The 20,136-nt window shown below is 37.8% G+C and carries 16 protein-coding genes; 12 read left to right on the forward strand and 4 right to left on the reverse strand.

Translation table 11 applies throughout. The annotated features are described in order from the left end of the window. The 7 genes from ltrA to DHD80_RS07255 form a co-directional block, all read left to right on the forward strand. The coding region (gene ltrA, locus DHD80_RS07225; RefSeq protein WP_251740492.1) for a group II intron reverse transcriptase/maturase at nt 1–1,109 on the forward strand (1,109 nt) is incomplete at its 5' end. A gap of 144 nt (nt 1,110–1,253) precedes the next feature. Next, the gene (locus tag DHD80_RS07230) at nt 1,254–1,934 is read left to right on the forward strand and encodes a hypothetical protein (protein ID WP_251740493.1); all 681 of its coding nucleotides are present in this window, start codon (nt 1,254–1,256) and stop codon (nt 1,932–1,934) included. Between the two features lie 108 nt (nt 1,935–2,042). Then, nucleotides 2,043–3,332, forward strand: a complete 1,290-nt coding sequence (eno, locus tag DHD80_RS07235; protein ID WP_251740494.1) for a phosphopyruvate hydratase — start codon at nt 2,043–2,045, stop codon at nt 3,330–3,332. Between the two features lie 159 nt (nt 3,333–3,491). Then, nucleotides 3,492–5,030, forward strand: coding sequence for a glycogen/starch synthase (locus DHD80_RS07240; RefSeq protein ID WP_251740495.1), 1,539 nt, complete (start codon nt 3,492–3,494; stop codon nt 5,028–5,030). Nucleotides 5,031–5,203: 173 nt separating this feature from the next. Continuing rightward, the gene (locus DHD80_RS07245) at nt 5,204–6,490 is read left to right on the forward strand and encodes a citrate synthase (protein WP_251740496.1); all 1,287 of its coding nucleotides are present in this window, start codon (nt 5,204–5,206) and stop codon (nt 6,488–6,490) included. Between the two features lie 73 nt (nt 6,491–6,563). Further along, on the forward strand, nt 6,564–7,475 hold the full coding sequence (locus DHD80_RS07250) for an arginine deiminase-related protein (protein WP_251740497.1): 912 nt from the start codon (nt 6,564–6,566) through the stop codon (nt 7,473–7,475). A 1-nt stretch (nt 7,476) separates the two neighbouring features. Continuing rightward, a complete protein-coding gene (locus DHD80_RS07255; protein ID WP_251740498.1) occupies nt 7,477–8,403 on the forward strand; it encodes an arginine deiminase-related protein in 927 nt (308 codons plus the stop codon). Here DHD80_RS07255 and DHD80_RS07260 read toward each other — a convergent pair. Both DHD80_RS07260 and DHD80_RS07265 read right to left on the reverse strand, forming a co-directional pair. After that, entirely contained in the window at nt 8,400–9,890 is a 1,491-nt protein-coding gene (locus DHD80_RS07260) for a BCCT family transporter (RefSeq protein WP_251740499.1), read from the reverse strand. The two genes, DHD80_RS07255 and DHD80_RS07260, sit on opposite strands and share 4 nt — an antisense overlap. 4 nt (nt 9,891–9,894) lie before the next feature. Continuing rightward, a complete protein-coding gene (locus tag DHD80_RS07265) occupies nt 9,895–11,331 on the reverse strand; it encodes an SDR family oxidoreductase (protein ID WP_251740500.1) in 1,437 nt (478 codons plus the stop codon). Between the two features lie 70 nt (nt 11,332–11,401). Here DHD80_RS07265 and DHD80_RS07270 point away from each other — a divergent pair, with 70 nt between their 5' ends. Continuing rightward, on the forward strand, nt 11,402–11,605 hold the full coding sequence (locus DHD80_RS07270; RefSeq protein WP_251740501.1) for a hypothetical protein: 204 nt from the start codon (nt 11,402–11,404) through the stop codon (nt 11,603–11,605). Between the two features lie 136 nt (nt 11,606–11,741). Here the strand turns inward: DHD80_RS07270 and DHD80_RS07275 are convergent, their stop codons facing one another. After that, entirely contained in the window at nt 11,742–12,167 is a 426-nt protein-coding gene (locus tag DHD80_RS07275; protein ID WP_251740502.1) for a hypothetical protein, read from the reverse strand. Nucleotides 12,168–12,274: 107 nt separating this feature from the next. Between DHD80_RS07275 and argS the strand changes: the two genes are divergently transcribed. Next, nucleotides 12,275–14,053, forward strand: a complete 1,779-nt coding sequence (gene argS / locus DHD80_RS07280; RefSeq protein WP_251740503.1) for an arginine--tRNA ligase — start codon at nt 12,275–12,277, stop codon at nt 14,051–14,053. A 147-nt stretch (nt 14,054–14,200) separates the two neighbouring features. Here the strand turns inward: argS and DHD80_RS07285 are convergent, their stop codons facing one another. Next, nucleotides 14,201–14,833 carry an MOSC domain-containing protein gene (locus DHD80_RS07285; protein ID WP_251740504.1) on the reverse strand — a complete coding sequence of 211 codons (633 nt, stop codon included), beginning with the start codon at nt 14,831–14,833 and terminating at the stop codon, nt 14,201–14,203. A 573-nt stretch (nt 14,834–15,406) separates the two neighbouring features. On the opposite strand from DHD80_RS07285, the gene DHD80_RS07290 reads away from it, so the two are divergent. From DHD80_RS07290 to ffh, 3 genes are all read left to right on the forward strand, one after another. Further along, entirely contained in the window at nt 15,407–16,966 is a 1,560-nt protein-coding gene (locus tag DHD80_RS07290) for a thioredoxin family protein (RefSeq protein WP_251740505.1), read from the forward strand. Nucleotides 16,967–17,334: 368 nt separating this feature from the next. Continuing rightward, nucleotides 17,335–18,594: a DEAD/DEAH box helicase gene (locus DHD80_RS07295; RefSeq protein ID WP_251740506.1), complete on the forward strand. Its 1,260-nt coding sequence runs from the start codon at nt 17,335–17,337 to the stop codon at nt 18,592–18,594. Between the two features lie 204 nt (nt 18,595–18,798). Next, nucleotides 18,799–20,127 carry a signal recognition particle protein gene (gene ffh, locus DHD80_RS07300; protein ID WP_251740507.1) on the forward strand — a complete coding sequence of 443 codons (1,329 nt, stop codon included), beginning with the start codon at nt 18,799–18,801 and terminating at the stop codon, nt 20,125–20,127. The last annotated feature ends 9 nt before the right edge of the window (nt 20,128–20,136 follow it).

The raw sequence follows: 20,136 nt of genomic DNA on the forward strand, positions 1-20,136 counted from the left end.
TGTACAAACTTTGGAATCGTATGGCATCGGGGAGTTATTTCCCCCCTGCGGTCAAGGAAGTGGAAATCCCGAAAAAGGACGGTAAAGTCCGCAAATTAGGGATTCCCACAGTAAGTGACCGAATAGGGCAAATGGTGGTAAAAATGTACCTAGAGCCCCGTTTAGAAAATGTATTCAATTCAAACTCCTTTGGGTATAGACCAAATAAAAGTGCCCATCAGGCACTTGAACAGGTCAGGAAAAACTGTTGGAAAATGGATTGGGTTATTGATCTGGACATTAAAGGGTTCTTTGACAACATAGATCACCATAGAATGATGCTCGCTGTAGAAAAACATGTTCCCGAAAGATGGGTTAGGTTATATATAGCACGATGGCTCGCAAGCCCAGTAATGACAAAGTCGGGACGTTTAGTCTCTAACTCAGGAAAAGGAACTCCTCAAGGAGGTGTTATAAGCCCATTATTGGCAAACCTTTTCCTTCACTATGGGTTGGATCAATGGCTGGAAAAGAACGACAAGGCAGTAAAATTCACACGTTATGCCGATGATGTGATTGTGAACTGTGAAAGTCAAAAACACGCCGAGCAAACACTTAAAGCTATCAAAAGCAGGATGCAACAAATAGGTTTGGAGTTACATCCAGAGAAAACCAAAATTGTATACTGCAAAGATTACCGAAGGCAAGAAAAGTATTCCAATGTGAAGTTTGATTTTCTGGGTTATTCTTATCAACCCAGGACCACAAAATCTAAGAAATCAAAGGGACTTTATCTAGGCTTTGATTGCGGCATAAGTATAAGTTCGAGGAAACGAATTGCAGATAAACTTGAAGAACTGAAAGTAGAGCGAATGACATCTGATCGTATAGTAGGCATTGCTGCCATCCTCAATCCAATGATTAGAGGGTGGGTGAACTACTATGGTAAATTCAGAAGCTCAATGCTACATAAAGTCTTCAAGTTATTGAATAATCGTATAGTGAAATGGGCAAGAAAAAGGTATAAACGTTACAAAACCAGTATAAAACGTGCGTATCAATGGTTTGAAAGGGTTAAGGAACAATACCCTAAACTATTCTATCATTGGCAAATGGGATATATATGGTAAATTGTAATTTAGATTGTATAACAAGAGCCGTATGATGGGAGACTATCACGTACGGTTCTGTGAGAGGCTTGGGGTGAAACTCCCCTTGTCTACTCGACACCGTAACCGTTCAATAATTACCTATTATTACTTTCAATCTTTCCCATGCTTAAGAAGATTAAGAAAATACTCCTTATCTTATTTTTTATAAACCTTTCAGCTTTCAGCCAGAAGCATCCGGTTTTTTATGGGGGAGTAGAAGGCTATCTTTTTCCGCAATCTGAAAACAATGTTTTTGCAGGCATCAGTATTGGTTCGCAAATTTATCAGTTTAAATTTTTTGCTCCAGAAATTGGTTTGGATCTGTATGCGGGCGTGGTAGAACAACGGGAGATAAATGAGGGATGGCCAGATGCTACTAAATTACCCGATGCATTAATGAAACAGGATTTTAGGGCTTCGGTACTTACACTCAATCCCAAATTTAAATTTGGTAATGAAGACGCCTTTATTACATTTTCACCAAAATATCATATTGGCAGGATAACGGGCAGGGCAAGATTATATGAAAATAGGTTCGATGATGGCCGTTTTCCTTTAGCAAGTAATCAAACTATTAAAAATAGGGTGGCATACTGGAGTTTTGCCGTTGGTTTTGAGGGGCTTAACATTAGTGACAGGTCATGGTTTGCACTTAGTTTGAATCTTACCCAATTAAACGCACGTGATGCATGGGGTGAAATCGATTTTCAGGATCCTAACGTAAAACTTTCATCGATGAGCCGCACATCTATTGGAATGGGCATAAGATTCTATTACAATCCCTTCGCTTCCGAAAACGATTGAGTGGATTTTAATGTTATAAATGCTTTAAAACTAACTTCTTCAGGCGTTTTTTTAGCCTTGTCTTTGTATCTTGCTGTTTAATCGACAAACTAAAAAAATTATAAAATTATGAGTGCTATTTTAGATATACATGCCCGTCAGATTTTTGATTCCAGGGGAAATCCAACTGTAGAAGTAGATGTTTTAACAGAAAACGGGATTTTAGGACGTGCTGCTGTTCCGTCTGGTGCATCAACCGGAGAGCATGAAGCTGTGGAATTGCGTGATGGTGGAAAAGATTATATGGGCAAAGGTGTTTCTAAAGCTATAGAAAACGTGAATGGCGAAATCGCTGATCAGCTTTTAGGTTATTCTGTTTTCGATCAGAATTTGATCGATCAAACCATGAGGGATCTTGATGGTACTCCCAATAAATCAAAATTAGGTGCGAATGCAATCCTTGGGGTTTCACTTGCCGTGGCCAAAGCCGCAGCCAATGAACTGAATATGCCGCTTTATCGTTATGTTGGTGGGGTTAGCGCCAATACGCTACCGGTTCCCATGATGAATATTATTAATGGTGGATCGCATAGTGATGCGCCCATCGCCTTTCAGGAATTTATGATTATGCCGGTAATGGCAGATAATTTTTCTCATGCTTTAAAAATGGGAACGGAAATCTTCCATAATCTTAAAAAAGTATTACACGATCGCGGTTTAAGTACTGCCGTAGGTGATGAGGGTGGTTTTGCGCCAACTTTAGACGGAACGGAAGATGCTTTGGATACTATTTTAAAAGCAATCAAAAATGCAGGATATAAACCTGGAAAAGAAGTAATGATCGCTTTAGACTGTGCTGCTGCTGAATTTTATGTAAAAGGAAAATACGATTATACTAAATTTGAAGGTGATAAAGGTAAAGTGAGAACAAGTGAAGAGCAGGCAGACTACCTTGCGGAATTAGCTTCTAAATATCCAATTATCTCCATCGAAGATGGAATGGATGAGAATGACTGGGACGGTTGGAAATATTTAACCGAAAAGATTGGAGATAAAGTCCAGCTGGTGGGAGATGATCTCTTTGTTACGAATGTTGAAAGATTAGGCCGCGGAATTAAAGATAAAACAGCAAACTCCATATTGATTAAAGTAAATCAAATTGGGACATTATCTGAAACTATTGCGGCAGTGAATATGGCACATAATGCAGGATATACTTCGGTAATGTCCCACCGTTCTGGAGAAACTGAAGATAATACCATTGCAGATTTAGCGGTGGCTTTAAACACGGGACAAATTAAAACAGGTTCCGCTTCAAGGAGTGATCGTATGGCAAAATATAATCAGTTATTAAGAATTGAAGAGGAGTTGGGCGACATGGCTTATTATCCACAGGATAAAGCTTTCAAAATAAAATAGGCTTCCTAAATAATCAAATGAAAAGCTGCTTTGTGAAAAAGCAGCTTTTTTATGCCCAAATTTTACTTTTTATTACACTTATGCCAATGATTTATTGAAAATTTAATAAAGTTAATTTTTCATAATTGTAACTTTCTGGTCTAACTAACCAAAAATAAATTGAAAACGAGATTTTTATTTGTTTCTGCGGAAAATGATGGAATAGCCCACTGCAAAGCAGGTGGGATGGGAGATGTGGTAAGGGATGTTCCCAGGCATATCGCAAAAAGGGGTGACGAGGCTTTAATAGTTACTCCGTCCTATTCAAGGTTACACCATTCAGGAGAGAAAATTGGGGAAGTTGATTTTATTTTTAGAGGTCAGCCGCAAGTTGCTGAAGTTTTTGAAGTTGCGGGAAAGAAAGAGCTTTTAGGAATTAGGCATTTTGTGATCCATCACCCGGAAATCAAATCGGGGGATATTGCGCATATTTATTTCAACGATCCGGAGCAGCCTTTTTATACAGATGCAAATATGTTCAGCCTTTTCTGTACGGCAGTTGCTGCTGCGATAAGGGAAGAAGTTTTTGAGGATATTCAGATTGTACATTTACACGACTGGCATACCAGCATGCTTTTGTTTTTGAGGGAATTCAATGAGCGGTTCGAAAATTTAAAATCCATAAGATTTGTTTATACAATACATAATCTGGCCATTCAGGGAATTCGCCCTTTTGATGGAAATTTTTCATCTGTCAAGGCATTTTTTCCTTATGTACCATATGATGAGGAACTGCTTCGCGATCCCAGATATAACGACTGTATTAATTTGATGGCGGTAGGAATACGGCTGGCAGATGCGGTTCATACGGTCTCACCCTCTTATATGCAAGATATTCAGCAACCAAGTAATCCTCCACATTTTATTGGGGGTGAAGGTCTTGAATTAGACTTGCGAAAAGCAGCTTCTGAAAATCGTCTATTCGGAATATTGAACGGAGCGAACTATACAAATATCAATAAAGTGCAAAGTGGTATTCTCTTCAGGCAATGTATTCGCAGGTTATTTAGATGGTTACAGGAAGAAAAAAAGGATTATAAAGCTCACTATTTGGCGCATACCGGTGAGAAATTAACCCGATGGCAGGAGAAACCGCCGGCATTTATTTGTAGTAGCGTAGCCAGGTTAACGGAACAAAAATTCTATTATTTCAAGCAGGATCCCAGCTTGCTGGAGTTTATTTCAGCAACAATGGAAGAAGTGAATGGGCTGTATATTTTATTGGGAACGGGTGCCCCGGAATATGAAAACGTATTTAGGCAGGCCAGTTATAAATACAAGAATTTTATTTTTATAAATGCCCAGTCTGAAAGTATTATCGATATGCTCTATCAGGAATCTAATTTGTACCTGATGCCCAGCCTTTTCGAACCCTGTGGGATTAGTCAAATGCTTGCGATGAGGAACAGGCAGCCATGTTTGGTACATCATACCGGAGGATTAAAAGATACGGTAATCCACGGCAAAACCGGATTTAGTTTTTCCGGGGAAACTATTGATGGGCAAATTGAAAATTTCAAAAAATGTTTTGCAGAAGCAGTACAGGTTTTTATTTCAGATCCGGAAAAATGGAAGAAAATTTGCAAAAAGGCAGGCGAAGAAAGATTTACCTGGGAGAAATCTGTAGAGGAATATTATCGCCAACTTTATCTGCTTTAGATCAAAACTTTAAGGTGGAACTTTCAATAGGATTATCTTGAGGTTAAAATTTTGAAAAATTCTATGAATACAGGCCTTTTCGTAAATATCCATTCTCAGGATAAAACATTTTTAACGCTAAATTTTGTAATTTAGCAATTCTTAAATTTTAATCTAAAAGAACAATATATAGTATGTCTAAAACAGCAACACTCGAATATGATGGTAAGAAATATGAGTTTCCTGTCAGCATTGGTACCGAAGATGAAATAGGAATTGAAATTAAATCTTTACGTGGCGAAAGTGGTTTAATTACCCTTGATCCCGGATATAAAAACACGGGGAGCTGTGAAAGTGCAATTACATTTTTAGATGGAGAGAAAGGAATTTTAAGATATAGGGGTTATGCTATTGAAGACCTTGCCGAAAAAGCAGATTTTCTTGAAGTAGCCTATTTGCTGATTTTTGGGGAACTGCCCAATAAAGACCAGTTAGAGAAATTTACGAATGATATTAAAGATCAATCCCATGTAGATGAGGAAATGAAAAAGATCCTGGATGGATTTCCAAAATCTGCCCATCCCATGGGTGTTCTTTCTTCCCTAACCAGTGCATTAATAGCTTTTAACCCTTCTTCTGTAGATGTCTCTTCGGAAGAGGAGATGTACAAAGCAATTGTGAAAATCTTAGGGAAATTTCCTGTGCTTGCCGCATGGACTTTGAGAAAGAAAAATAGCCTTCCATTAAATTATGGTGATGAATCTTTAGGTTATGTAGAGAACCTACATAAAATGATGTTTGAGAGGCCAAATAAAAGTTATTCTGTAGATAAGGGGATTATTGATGCAATGGATAAATTATTAATTCTACACGCAGATCATGAACAAAACTGTTCTACTTCTACGGTAAGAATGGTAGGATCTTCCCACGCAGGTTTATTTGCCTCAATTTCTGCGGGTATTTCTGCACTTTGGGGACCACTTCACGGTGGCGCAAACCAGGCAGTGATCGAAATGCTTGAAAAAATTAAGGAAGATGGTGGGGATACACATAAATTCATGAATAAAGCTAAGGATAAAAAAGATCCTTTCAGATTAATGGGCTTTGGTCACCGTGTGTATAAGAATTTTGATCCAAGGGCAAAAATCATCAAAAAATCAGCTGATGATGTACTTAGCCAGTTAGGAGTAGAAGATCCGGTTTTAGGTATCGCAAAAGGTCTGGAAAAAGAAGCTTTAGAAGATGATTATTTCGTTAAGAGAAAATTATATCCAAATGTAGATTTCTATTCGGGGATCATTTATCGTGCTTTAGGAATTCCCGTGGAAATGTTCACGGTGATGTTCGCTTTGGGTAGGTTACCAGGATGGATTGCACAATGGAGGGAAATGAGACTTCAAAAAGAGCCAATTGGCCGTCCCAGACAAATTTATGTTGGGGAGGCACTTAGAGATTTCAAACCACTTGGTAGCAGAGCCTAATTCGAAATTAAAATAGAATATATAAAGCTTCATCACCTTATGGAGCTTTTTATATTTGGGAAAATTTGAACCTATGAGGTTGCATATTAATAACGAGACGTCCAAATTGCAGGCAGTGATTCTGGGAATCGCTACCAGCAACGGCCCTATTCCTACTTTAGATGAAGCTTATGACCCAAAGTCAAAAGAATACATCAAAGCCGGGACCTATCCTTCGGAAGAGGATATGGTGGAGGAAATGGAAGCGGTGGCAAAAGTCTTTGAGAAATATGATGTTCAGGTTTTTCGACCTAAAATTATTGAAGATTACAACCAAATATTTGCCCGGGATATCGCCTTTGTGATCGAAGATAAATTTATAAAATCTAATATCCTGCCAGATCGTGAAAAAGAAATTGACGCCATCAAACATGTGATCGATCAAATAGATCCTGTGAATATTATAAGGTTGCCTGAAGAAGCACATATTGAAGGTGGGGATGTAATGCCCTATGGCGATTATATTTTCGTGGGGACTTACAAGGGCCAGGATTACCCAAATTTTATTACAGCTAGAACGAATATTCAGGCGGTGAATGCCCTTCAGGACCTTTTTCCTAAGAAGAAGGTTGTAAGTTTTAGTCTAAAAAAATCAAATTCCATTGCCCGGGAGAATGCCCTGCATTTGGATTGCTGTTTTCAGCCGGTAGGAAAGGATCAGGCGATTATTTATAAAGAAGGTTTTTTAATAGAAGAAGAATATAACTGGCTGGTAAATTTCTTCGGAAAGGATAAAATTTATGAGATTACCCGTGATGAAATGTACCATATGAATTCCAATATATTTTCAATTTCAGAAAAGGTAGTCATTTCAGAAACAAATTTTAAAAGGTTGAATGCGTGGCTTAGAAATGAAGGATATACTGTTGAAGAAGTTCCTTATGCTGAAATTTCCAAGCAGGAAGGATTATTAAGATGTTCCACCCTACCCTTAATTAGAGAATAACATGAAGCAAATAACAAATTCAGTTTTAATGGTTCGTCCGGTGAATTTCAGGATGAATGAACAAACTGCGGTAAATAATTATTTTCAGAAGGAAATAAATGCCGAAAATATTAATGATCTGGCCACGGCCGAGTTTGATGAATTTGTAAGCAAACTTCGCAAAGCCGGCGTAGAGGTAATCGTGGTGAACGATGTTAAAGGTGACGATACTCCAGATTCCATTTTCCCGAATAACTGGGTATCTTTTCATGAAACCGGTAAAACGGTTTTATATCCCATGTTTGCAGAAAACAGAAGAAAAGAACGCAGGCTTGAATATTTTGCTGAACTGGAAGAGGCAGGATTTAAGATCAATGAAATTGTTGATTATACTTCAGCTGAAGAAGATGATGTTTTTCTTGAAGGCACGGGAAGTTTAATTCTGGATCGCATAAACAGAAAGGCATATTGTGCAATTTCTGCCAGGGCAGATGAAGAATTACTGATCGAGTTTTGTGAAGATTTTGAATTTTCCCCGGTAATTTTTAATGCCTATCAAACTGTAGATGGAAGGCGTAAACAAATTTATCACACCAATGTGATGATGTGTGTAGCCGAGGAATTTGCCGTGATTTGCCTGGATACTATTGATGATAAGAAAGAAAAGAAAAATGTGCTGAAGCATCTAAAAGAAGATGGGAAAGAAATAATTTCACTTACGGAAAAACAAATGCACGAATTCGCTGGGAATATGTTACAGGTTGAAGGTGCTTTTGGTAAAAAGTTACTGGTAATGAGTGCTCGTGCCCATGAAAGTCTTCATAAAGACCAGATAGAAAAAATTGAAAAGCACTGTGAAATCTTAAGTTCCCCGATCCCTACCATAGAAAGTTGCGGCGGTGGCAGTGCACGTTGCATGCTGGCAGAAATCTTTCTTCCGAAGGCTTAATGGTTTTTAAGCAATTTTCGAAATAAAAGAATCATTATCAGTAAAGATAAAACTGCAAAAGGCAGGGAAGTAATGATCAAAAATTTCTGCATAGCCGTTAACACGTTTGAGTTGGGTTTCACCTGTCCTAACACAACGATGGCTTCGCAGAAGATAAAAATGATGATCGCCCAGGCTAATCGAAAGGGTTTCCGGGGTTCTTTTTTACCATAATCTGTAAACATACTTAACACAAAAATTGCAGAATCTACCGAGGTTACAAGAAAGCTGATCAACAATAAAATAACCAGGATACTGGTAAACCCCTGTAAAGGGAAGTTTTCAAAAAATACAAATATAGAGGTAAAGACATTTCCGAATTCTTCATTATAAACAGGAAGCGCCTCCACAATTTCGAATGCGGAACTTCCAAATACACTAAACCAAAGGAATGTCCCCAGAGAGGGCAGGATCAATACTCCCAAAATCATCTCTCTTAAGGTTCTTCCTTTGGAAATACGCGCGATAAAAATTCCGGTAAACGGTGCCCAGGCAAGCCAAAATGCCCAATAATAATAGGTCCAGTCGGTTAAAAATTCAACACCCGGATCATATTTTCCCATAGCTAAACTCATGGGAATAAAATCGATGAGGTAATGATATCCCGCGACGAAAAAATTGTTAAAAATTTCACCAATATCCCCCAGGATGAAAACAAAAATCATGAGAGCCAAAGTGATATAAATATTCCAGTTGGAAATTATTTTTATTCCCTTATGAATGCCATTCCAGGCTGATATAAACGCCAGGAAGCAAATGATGAAAACCAACATGAGATTCAATAATAATGAACCGGGGTTTTTTTGCAAAAGATGGCTTGCCCCACCTTCAATCTGGCTGGTTCCCAGTCCAATCGCGGCGACCAGGCCTATTATGGTGGTGAGAATGGTAAGAATATCAATTCCGTCAGGTAAAATTTTAGACTTTCGAAATAATGGAAAACCTGAACTTAACCGTACATCTGTTTTTTCAACAAAAATGGAATAACCTATTACCACTGCAAAAATTCCGTAGAAAGCCCAGGCGGTAAATCCCCATTGATAAAAGGTGTATTCAAGCGCGATGATTTTCTCCTCGGCACCTGTATTAATTGGAGGATTTAGATACATGTAAACCGGCTCCTGAACGGCTCTCAACAAAATTCCAGCGCCCATTCCCGCGCTATAGAGCATGGCAATCCATGATAATCTATCAAATTCAGGAGGGGAATTCCCAAGTCTTATTTTTCCAAACTTTGAAAATGCAAGAAGAAGCAGAAACAACACGCAGCCTAAACCTAAATACAAATAAAATTTTCCGAAGTAATACCTCACCCATAGTGAGCCCGAGTTGATGGCATCATAAAACCAATCTGTAAAAAGAAAAATGACGATGGAGCCCAGAAAAAGTATCCCGCCCGAAATGAGAAAAACTCTATTTCTTATTAGTTTGTCTAAAAATGAATGCAATAGTCTATTCTTTATTATTCCCTAAAGCGATCTGGTTGATCATTCCTTCAAAGATAAAAAAATGGAATGGGTACATGGAATACCAGTAAGCACGGCCTAACAAACCCCTCGGTCTAAAAGTTGCGTTTTGGTGGAGCACATTGTTTTCGTCTATAGTAAATTCCAGCCAGGCCTCACCCGGAACTTTCATTTCAGCAAAAAGCAATAATCTTTTGGCCTCACGATCTGCCAGTAAAACCCTCCAGAAATCGAGCGAGTCTCCAGCGGTTAATTTGTCTGGATGTGTCCTTCCCCTGCGCAGGCCCACACCGCCAAAAAGCTTATCAATATAGCCGCGGAATTTCCACAACCAGTTTCCATAATACCAGCCATTCAGGCCACCAATTGTCCAAATTCGGTTTAAAACTGCTTCGGGATTTTCGACCTTAATGGACTTTTCATCTATTAAACAACCATATTTTGGTATCTGGATATATTTATTGAATTCTTTTCTGAACCTTCCGCTGCTTAAGGAGTCTTTCCAACTTGAAAGCACTTCATTTTGTTCAATTTTATAAAAAGCAAGTTTGATAGCTTTTTTGTAACTAATAGGTTTAATATTTAGCATTTCCTGCAAGCGGGTGTCCCGTGTGATCACTTCCACGCTCATACTATCCACCAGGTTTTGGGCGAGTTTATAAGATGTTGAGGTGACAAAATAAAGCCAGTAGGAACTTAATTTTGGCGACATTACGGGCAGATTAATGATCCATAACTTCAAATTTCTAACTTCAGCATATTGGTGCATCATTTCTTCGTAAGTAAGCACGTCTGGCCCACCAACATCAAATGAGTCATTGTAGCAATCTTCCCTATCTAAAACTCCGGTAAGATATTGAATGATATTTCTAATCGCAATGGGCTGGGAGCGGGTTTTCACCCATTCTGGAGTAACCATAACCGGTAATTTCTCGCAGAGGTCACGAATAATTTCAAAAGAAGAACTTCCGGAACCTACTATAATGGCCGCTCTGAGAACAGTTAAATTAAATGAACCTTTATATAAAATATCCTCTACCTTTTTTCGCGATTTAAGATGTTTTGAAAGTTTCTCTTCATTTACAATCCCGCTTAAATAAATAACCTGATTTACGGAAGTGCCTGCCATCATTGTGTTGAAATTTCTGGCAGCAGTTGCTTCCTGCGTGTCAAAATCATTCGTGTTGGCGCTCATTGAATGGATAAGGTAATAAGCAGCATCAATATTTTTGATCGCTTCGGGTGGAATAGTATTTTCCAGAAAATCTATTTCTACGATCTCCACCTGTTCTTCAAAATCTTTTGTTGAGGAAAATCTGTTTTTATTTCGAACGGCGCAAACCACCTGGTGACCCTGCTCTAACAATTGCGGCAAAAGTCTCATTCCAATATATCCATTGGCACCGGTAAGTAATATGCGCATAGCCTTAATTTGCTTATCAAATTAGAGAAATATTGATTACTTTCCCTTTAGATTAGTAAAATATTATCAAATGAATAACGTATTGAAAACCGTTCTTTTAATAATTGGAATTGGTTTAATTGCTTACGGTTTATATACCATCATTACTCCGGAATTTGCCGTAGATGCCGGGCCCATCAAAATAAAGGCTCAAGGCGATCATACCCAAAGTTACGCCATGATTGCTTTTGGGGTTCTAGCGCTTATCGGTGGCCTTGCTTTTGGGAAAAGATGAAATAATGAACAATTTGCAATGAACAATTGACAAGTATCTGATAAAATTTAAAAGGGGTGAATGAACTTCATTTATTCTTAAAGCCACGAATGCACTAATTATTTTTGACTTTAATAACTTGAAAATTATCAATTAATCAAAGATCGTCGATCTGGGTGGGTGCATTATCTGCCTTATAGTCGATGATCTTTTTAAAAAATTTATGGATTCCCGGCGAATCTGCCTTTACCTTAATAAAATATTGATCCCTATACATACTGTATTCTTCAGCCTTTCCTTTGTATAGGCTAAGTTTATAATAGGGGATTACCAGCGCATAGGTTTCCAGCAGGGATCTAAATCGAATGATGATTCCATTGTTCCTAAGTTCCACATTGCAATTATTTGCATTGTTATCCAGGATGAGGAGATTATGGATTTCAATGCTGGTTGAGGTAATTTGTAATTTTGGCGAGCCGGTTCCTTTTAAGCGAACACGTTCCATCAAATTAAAAGGCTTTCCAACTTCTTTATTAACTTTTTCAGTAATTCCCGAGCGATTGTAGGAAACGTTCAACAGCATTTCTTTTTTCTAAATATAAGAATTTGAAGGGCAAGCGAGGCCTTCAAGACTTCAATTATTTTTATCTTTGCGCTCCTAATTATAAGAATTTCAACTAAGCGAAGGAAATGAATATTGAAAAATTACTTGCTAAAAAAGTAAATGCTGCCGTAAAACAACATTACGATCAGGATGCTGAAACGATCGAATTTCAGCCTACCCGTAAGGATTTTGAAGGTGATATTACTTTGGTGGTCTTTCCTATGCTGAAGCAGTTGAAAACAAACCCAGCCAAACTTGCCCATGAAATTGGGGAATATCTGGAAAAGGAAGTGGAAGCAGTTTCAGGTTTTAACGTGGTTTCCGGTTTTTTAAATATCATCATCAGCAACCAGTTTTATATCGATTTTTTCAATAATATTAGGGAACTGGATGATTTCGGGATTCTTTATCCGCAATCTGATATCAGTGGGATTATGGTAGAATATTCTTCGCCAAACACGAATAAACCCCTGCATTTAGGGCATATAAGAAACAATCTTTTAGGATATTCGGTTTCTGAAATTTTGAAAGCCGCGGGTAACCAGGTTTATAAAGTTCAGGTGATCAACGATCGGGGGATTCATATTTGCAAATCGATGATCGCCTGGCAGAAATTCGGAAATGGCAAAACTCCGCAGTCTACCGGTTTGAAAGGAGATAAACTGGTGGGGAACTATTACGTAAAATTCGACCAGGAATATAAAAGGGAAATCGCACATTTAAAAGAAGCGGGAAAAAGTGAAGAGGAAGCGAAAGCTGAAGCGCCCATCTTTATTGAAGCTCAGGAAATGCTTCGAAAATGGGAGGCGAACGATCCTGAAGTAGTAAAGCTCTGGTCTACGATGAATCAATGGGTTTATGATGGTTTTGAGAAAACCTATGATGCGCTTGGGGTTAATTTTGATAAAAATTATTACGAAAGTGAAACCTATTTGCTGGGCAAGGACAATGTTCAACAAGGTCTTGAAGATGGGGTTTTTTATAAAAAAGAAGATGGTAGCGTTTGGATCGATCTAAGCGATGAAGGCCTGGATGAGAAAATTGTTTTACGAAGCGATGGCACCGCGGTGTATATGACCCAGGATATTGGAACTGCCATCCAGCGTTTCGAAGATTATAATATCAACCAAATGGTTTATACGGTTGGGAATGAACAGGAATATCATTTTAAAGTTCTTTTTCTTATTCTGAAGAAATTAGGCTATGACTGGGCAGAATCTCTCTTTCATTTAAGCTACGGAATGGTGGACCTTCCTAGCGGGAAAATGAAAAGCCGTGAAGGTACCGTGGTAGATGCCGATGATTTGATGGCTGAAATGACGGAAACTGCCAGGAAAATTTCCGTAGAATTAGGAAAACTGGAAGAATATTCCGCAGAAGAGAAAGAGGAGCTTTACAGAATTATTGGTCTTGGGGCTTTGAAATATTATATTCTGAAAGTGGATCCACGAAAGAGGATTTTATTCGATCCCAAAGAATCTGTAGATTTTCAGGGAAATACGGGTCCGTTTATTCAATATACCTATGCCAGGATCCAATCGATTTTAAGAAAGGCAGATTTTGATATCACCGCTGCTCTGGAAAAGAGTTATGATTTTCATGAAAAGGAAAAAGAGTTAATTAAAACAATTCAATTATTCCCGGAAACCATCGCCCTGGCTGCAGAAAACAATTCACCTGCTTTAATCGCCAATTATACCTACGATCTGGTAAAATCATTTAATTCATTCTATCAAAACGTTCCTATTTTAGGGGTTGAAGATGAAGCTGAAAAAGTTTTTAGGGTGCAATTATCCAGGACCGTGGCGAAAGTTATAAAATCAAGTTTTAAGCTGCTGGGAATTGAAGTCCCGGAGCGGATGTAATTTTTTAATTTGAAAATGAAATAATTTGAAAATTTGAAAATGAAATAATTTGAAAATTTGAAAATGTGTTGATTTGAAAACTAATCAATGTGAAAATGTAACTTCGCAGGGTAGAAAATTTAAACATAGAGCAAACTTATAACCTGCCTACAAGAAGGCTGCTAGTTTTTCCATTTTCTTTTTTGGTAAGCCATCGGTGCTAATCAACATTTGGATATGCTCCTTATTTTTATCTTTCGAATATAATAGCTCAAAAAAGTCCCAAACTGAAACCCCAGTTTCAGATTCTTCTTTCAGTTTTAAAATATCCCCTTTGGAAACCTTTCCTTGTTCTAAAACGCTCACATAGGTTCCGGGGCATCCGCGTGCTATAAATTGCTTAAGAACTTTCTGTGTTTTGAATCGTATACCCAATTTATAGCAGGGCTCCCTTGGTTGTGTTATTTGAACGATTGCATCACCTAATTGATAAATAGAACCAACCATTATTTCCTTTTCATGGAATCCTTCTATCGTAAGGTTTTCCCCGAACATACCGTACTTCCAATTCAAATCAGGGTAAAGTTTTTTCCAGTAGGGATACTGTTCCGCAGCAAATAAATAACAGGCTTTATGGGCGCCTCCATGATGTTTTCTATCTGATATCTCATCCCCTTTGACCTCTTCCTTTTCGAGGTAAATTGGCTGATCTACCGGATATTTATAGATGCCGGTTTTTACCTTTTGGCCCCGCCATTTAACAATTTTCTGTTCAGCGATATTTGTTGATATGATTTTCAATTTTGTATTTTTTTATAATTTTCCTGGAATTCTAAAATGCTCTGCGAAGTTCTCCCCGGAGGACGGGGGCAACATCGCGGAGCTAATATTAGAAAATATTTCAAATATAGATATTAGAGTTATTCTATTGCTTTATTAAATAAGCTTCAGAAGTCCCCTGGTACCTAAGTTTCAGGACTATTTGATTATAAATTCACTAAACGGAATTTTCTGAATATAGTAAGCGCCTGTTTCCGGGACAATAATTTCCCCATCTTTCCTTTTAATGGTGAATTCATAGGAAGTTTCGTCTACTTTTTGATCAACAATCAACTCATTTGAACCATAATCTTTGGTAAAATCTATATAGGGTTAATTGCTATATCCAAGTAATAAAGAGTGATGCAAATAAATAATCACGGACTTTCTTCATCTAATGGACAATTAAAACTGCTTTATAAATATAAGTTGAATGTGATGAATTCTTATATTGGCAGACAATTTTTATACCTACATGTGTGGAAGTTTTCAACCGTGTGGCAGGGAATTATATGCATTATGCCTTCAAATTCTTATCTTTTATAAAAATAAGATATGCGATTAAATTTTAATTTAATTCTTTCCTTAATATTTTTTATATCCTTACTTTCTTGTAAGCAAGATCAAAAGCACGAAAAGGATATAAAAGGCAGCGATAGCATTAAAAACGATATTGAGCAACCAGCTGTGCTTATAGCCCACGGTGATGATCCCAAAGCATTTGAATATTTTAATGTTATGGATAATTCTTATCTGTTTGGAACCAATCATAAAGATGTAGAAAAGAAAATTTTTAAAGATTCCATGATCTTAAAATTGAATTCTATAGTAGATTCCCAATTAATGGAAATTATAGCTTTCGGAAATAACAAAAATTACCGAACGAAGTTTTTCATAGAACCTGGCGATACCATTAGGTTTGAAATGAAAAATGGTAGAATTTATTCTCTTGGGCTTGGTGATTTAGAAAACAGTGTTTATCAGTATTTGGATGATTCTACCCCTTCATACGCTGAAAATAATTATTTAGGAAATATTAATTATTACGGAGAAAAAACTAAAGAAATCTATCAAAAGAAAGTGAAATTTCTTGAAGAATATATCTCCAGAGAAAATACAATGTCAAAAGACGCTCTACTTTCCATTCGAAAAGATCTAAAATTTGAATATTTTAATAATCTAATTCAACCGCGAAATATCCCGTCATCTGGTCGGAATTTTTATTTTAATGAACAAGATGGCTTGCTTCCTATTTTACAGAGAGAAGCAGGTGAATCAGAAAATATATTTTATTACGAAGATTACTTTGGAAATATTCACATTGGGGATTTTACTGCTTCCCCTGATATTTCAAATACCTATTATAAGAACTCCATAAATCCTTTTATTAGATATTATTTTCTGTCATCTGAAGACCTTCCATATACGAAAGCTAAATTCTTAGCTGAAAAGGATTTCATTGAAAAACACTTTGATGGAGAAGTAAGGGATTATGCTATCGCTAGGATGATAAGTGATTATCATAAAAAAGGTTTTGGCTATAGTACCGGGAATATTCAATTAGTGAAAGATGCTATTGCTGAATATGAACCGAGGTTTACCAAAGAAAGCTACATCTCTAAGATGAATGAAATTATAGCAGAGTTAAATAATTTTAATTTCAAACTCTCAGACAAAGCTCTTAATGCTCAAATAGTGAACAGCGCTGGAGACACTCTTAAATTAAAAAGTATTCTGAAAGGTGCTTCTAAAATAAAGGTTTTGGACCTATGGGCCAGTTGGTGCCCGCCTTGCATTCGAGATATTAGGGAAACTTTCGATTTTAAGAAAGAGCTAAAGAAAGAAGTAGATATGCAATGGATTTATTTGTCCCTTGACACTAATTCTGAAAATTGGGAGAAGGGATCTAAAGATTTGAGACAAAATCTAAATTCAGAAAATAGCTATTTAATCGTAGGGGATTTTAAATCTAATTTCGCGAAATTTTTCAAAATCAATAGTATTCCCCGTTATATCATTTTAGATGAAAAAAATAATATTATTCTTGAAAATGCGCCAAGTCCTTTCGCTCAAGACAATTTTAAAAGAATGATAGATAATATCTCAAATAATTAAAAGACGTCGTTCTGAACTTGTTTCAGAATCTGATTACCCTGTAGATCATTACAGTAATAGAAACCCCGCAATCGAAGATTCGACGGAGTCAAATAAATTGCCATTGGCGTATTTTTTTCTAGCACAAAATAGACCCTGAAACCAGGTCAGGGTGACGCTGCCGGTTTTTAGAATTATCGTCATGCTGAACTTGTTTCAGCATCTCATTAGAGATACATTTATTTTTTATCTGCTCTGCGAAGTTGCAAACTTCACAGATTATCCTCACCCCATTCCTTTATAAAAATTCGATCTTAAAATTAGCAGTACCTTTGCCGCTTATATAAAAATGGCACTAAATAAGATTTGCTGTTTTTTAAACAATTTTTATGTCATTCACATCCCTGGGTTTATCTGCCCCTTTGCTCAAAGCTGTTAGCAAAAAAGGATATACTACTCCATCTCCCATTCAGGAAAAAGCGATTCCACTAATACTGGAAAGAAAAGATATTCTTGCTTCGGCCCAAACCGGTACAGGAAAAACAGCGGGGTTTACCTTGCCCATGCTTCAAATATTGGCGGAAGGACAAACTTTAAGGAAGAGACCTGTTCGCGCCCTGGTGTTAACTCCCACGCGTGAACTTGCAGCTCAGGTATATGAAGATGTTAAGGATTATGGGGTTTTTCTGGATTTGAAAGCCAATGTCATTTTTGGAGGGGTAAATGCTACCCGCCAAATTCGCAGCCTGCAACAAGGAGTGGATATTGTAGTGGCGACTCCGGGACGTTTGCTGGATTTACATAACCAAAAAGCACTTTCCCTGGCCAATGTGGAAATACTGGTACTGGACGAAGCAGACAGGATGCTAGATATGGGATTTTTGCGGGATATCAGGAAAATACTGGCACTAATGCCGGTGAAACGGCAAAATTTGCTTTTTTCGGCAACTTTCTCTAAAGAAATCAAACAACTGGCCAATACTTTTTTACATCACCCGGTTTTAGTGGAAGCTACTCCGGAAGTGACCACTGCGGAAAAAGTAAACCAAAAATTTTATAAAACTGATAAATCCCGAAAAACAGATCTAACTGTCAAACTTATTTCTGAAGGGAATTGGGAACAGGTTTTGGTTTTTACCCGCACCAAGCATGGTGCCAACCGGCTTAGCCAAAAGTTGGAAAAGAATGGGATTACCTCTGCTGCCATTCACGGAAATAAAAGTCAGGGCGCGCGCACCAAAGCCCTGGCCGGATTTAAAAAAGGAAATGTCAGGGTATTATGCGCCACTGATATTGCCGCGCGTGGGTTGGATATTCCCCTGTTACCACATGTGATCAATTTTGAACTTCCTAATGTACCGGAAGATTATGTGCACAGGATTGGGCGAACAGGCCGCGCTGGTGCCAGTGGCGAAGCAATTTCATTGGTAAGCGTTGATGAAAATGACTATGTGAAAGCAATAGAAAAATTGCTCGGTGAAACTTTGACCAAAGAGGTGATTGTTGGTTTTGAACCTACCGAAAGCCTTCAGGAAGTTCTTGAAACCAAAGCCCATAATAAGAAACAGCAGAATGCTGGTAGAAATGCACGTTCTTCAAGAAATTCAAGAAATTCCAAAAGTGGTTCCGGCAGACGAAACAGAAACTAATTTATAATTTTTCATATCCCTACACACCTTTTTTGTGGGTGCATTTCATTCGCTTTTTTCCTGAATTTGAACGTCAAAAGGGAGCTGCGCAATGCCTGGAATGTATATGCGCATTTTGCATAGAAAAATTTAAATCTCAAGAAACTTTATTTTTCACCGGTACATCTTTTCTTATCTTTGCCTTTCTAAAAATGTAGCAAGTGTATGTTTGATAATTTAAGCGATAAGTTAGATAATGCCTTACACGTCCTGAAAGGACACGGCCAGATCACCGAAATTAACGTAGCTGAAACTTTAAAAGAAGTTCGACGTGCTTTGGTTGATGCCGATGTGAATTATAAAATCGCCAAGGAGTTTACCAGTATTGTAAAGGAAAAAGCTTTAGGACAGGATGTTTTAACAGCCCTGAAACCTGGGCAGTTGATGGTGAAGCTAGTAAAGGATGAGCTAACCCAATTAATGGGTGGGGAAGCTGCCGACATTAACCTAAGCGGGACTCCATCTATTATTTTAATGTCTGGTTTACAGGGGAGTGGTAAAACAACTTTTTCAGGTAAACTGGCTAATTTCCTTAAAAACAAGAAGGGCAAAAAGCCTTTGCTGGTTGCCTGTGATATATACAGGCCTGCTGCCATCAATCAATTACAGGTAGTTGGAGAACAGGTTGGGGTAGAAGTTTATTCAGAAGAAGGGAACCAGGATCCGGTAGCTATTTCAAACAACGCGATCGCCCACGCTAAAGAAAATGGTCATAATGTGGTGATTATTGATACTGCAGGTCGTCTTGCCGTAGATGAGGCCATGATGACCGAAATTTCAAATATCCATAAGGCTATTCAGCCTCACGAAACCTTGTTCGTGGTAGATTCCATGACCGGTCAGGATGCAGTGAATACAGCAAAGACCTTCAACGAACGCCTGAATTTTGATGGGGTGATCCTCACAAAATTAGATGGTGATACCCGTGGTGGAGCGGCTATTTCGATTAAATCTGTGGTAAATAAACCTATCAAATTCATTGGTACCGGTGAAAAGATGGATGCGATCGATATCTTCTATCCTTCGCGTATGGCTGATAGGATCCTGGGGATGGGGGATGTTGTATCCCTTGTGGAAAGGGCCCAGGAGCAGTATGATGAAGAAGAAGCGAGAAAACTTCAGAAGAAAATTGCCAAAAATAAATTCGGTTTTGATGATTTCCTGAATCAACTTCAGCAAATTAAAAAAATGGGATCGATGAAAGATCTTTTGGGAATGATTCCGGGAGCAGGAAAAATGCTGAAAGATGTGGATATTGATGATGATGCCTTTAAAGGTATTGAAGCGATTATTCATTCCATGACCCCGGAAGAACGAAGTAACCCGAAAATCATCAATGCCAGCCGTAAAAAACGAATTGGTAACGGAAGTGGAACTTCAGTTCAGGAAGTAAATCAGCTTCTAAAACAATTTAATCAAATGGGTAAAATGATGAAAATGATGCAGGGTGGCGGCGGAAAAAAAATGATGCAAATGATGAAGGGAATGAAATAAATTATCAGT

It is taken from the genome of Gramella sp. AN32 (assembly GCF_023718305.1).
GTDB classification, from domain to species: domain Bacteria; phylum Bacteroidota; class Bacteroidia; order Flavobacteriales; family Flavobacteriaceae; genus Christiangramia; species Christiangramia antarctica.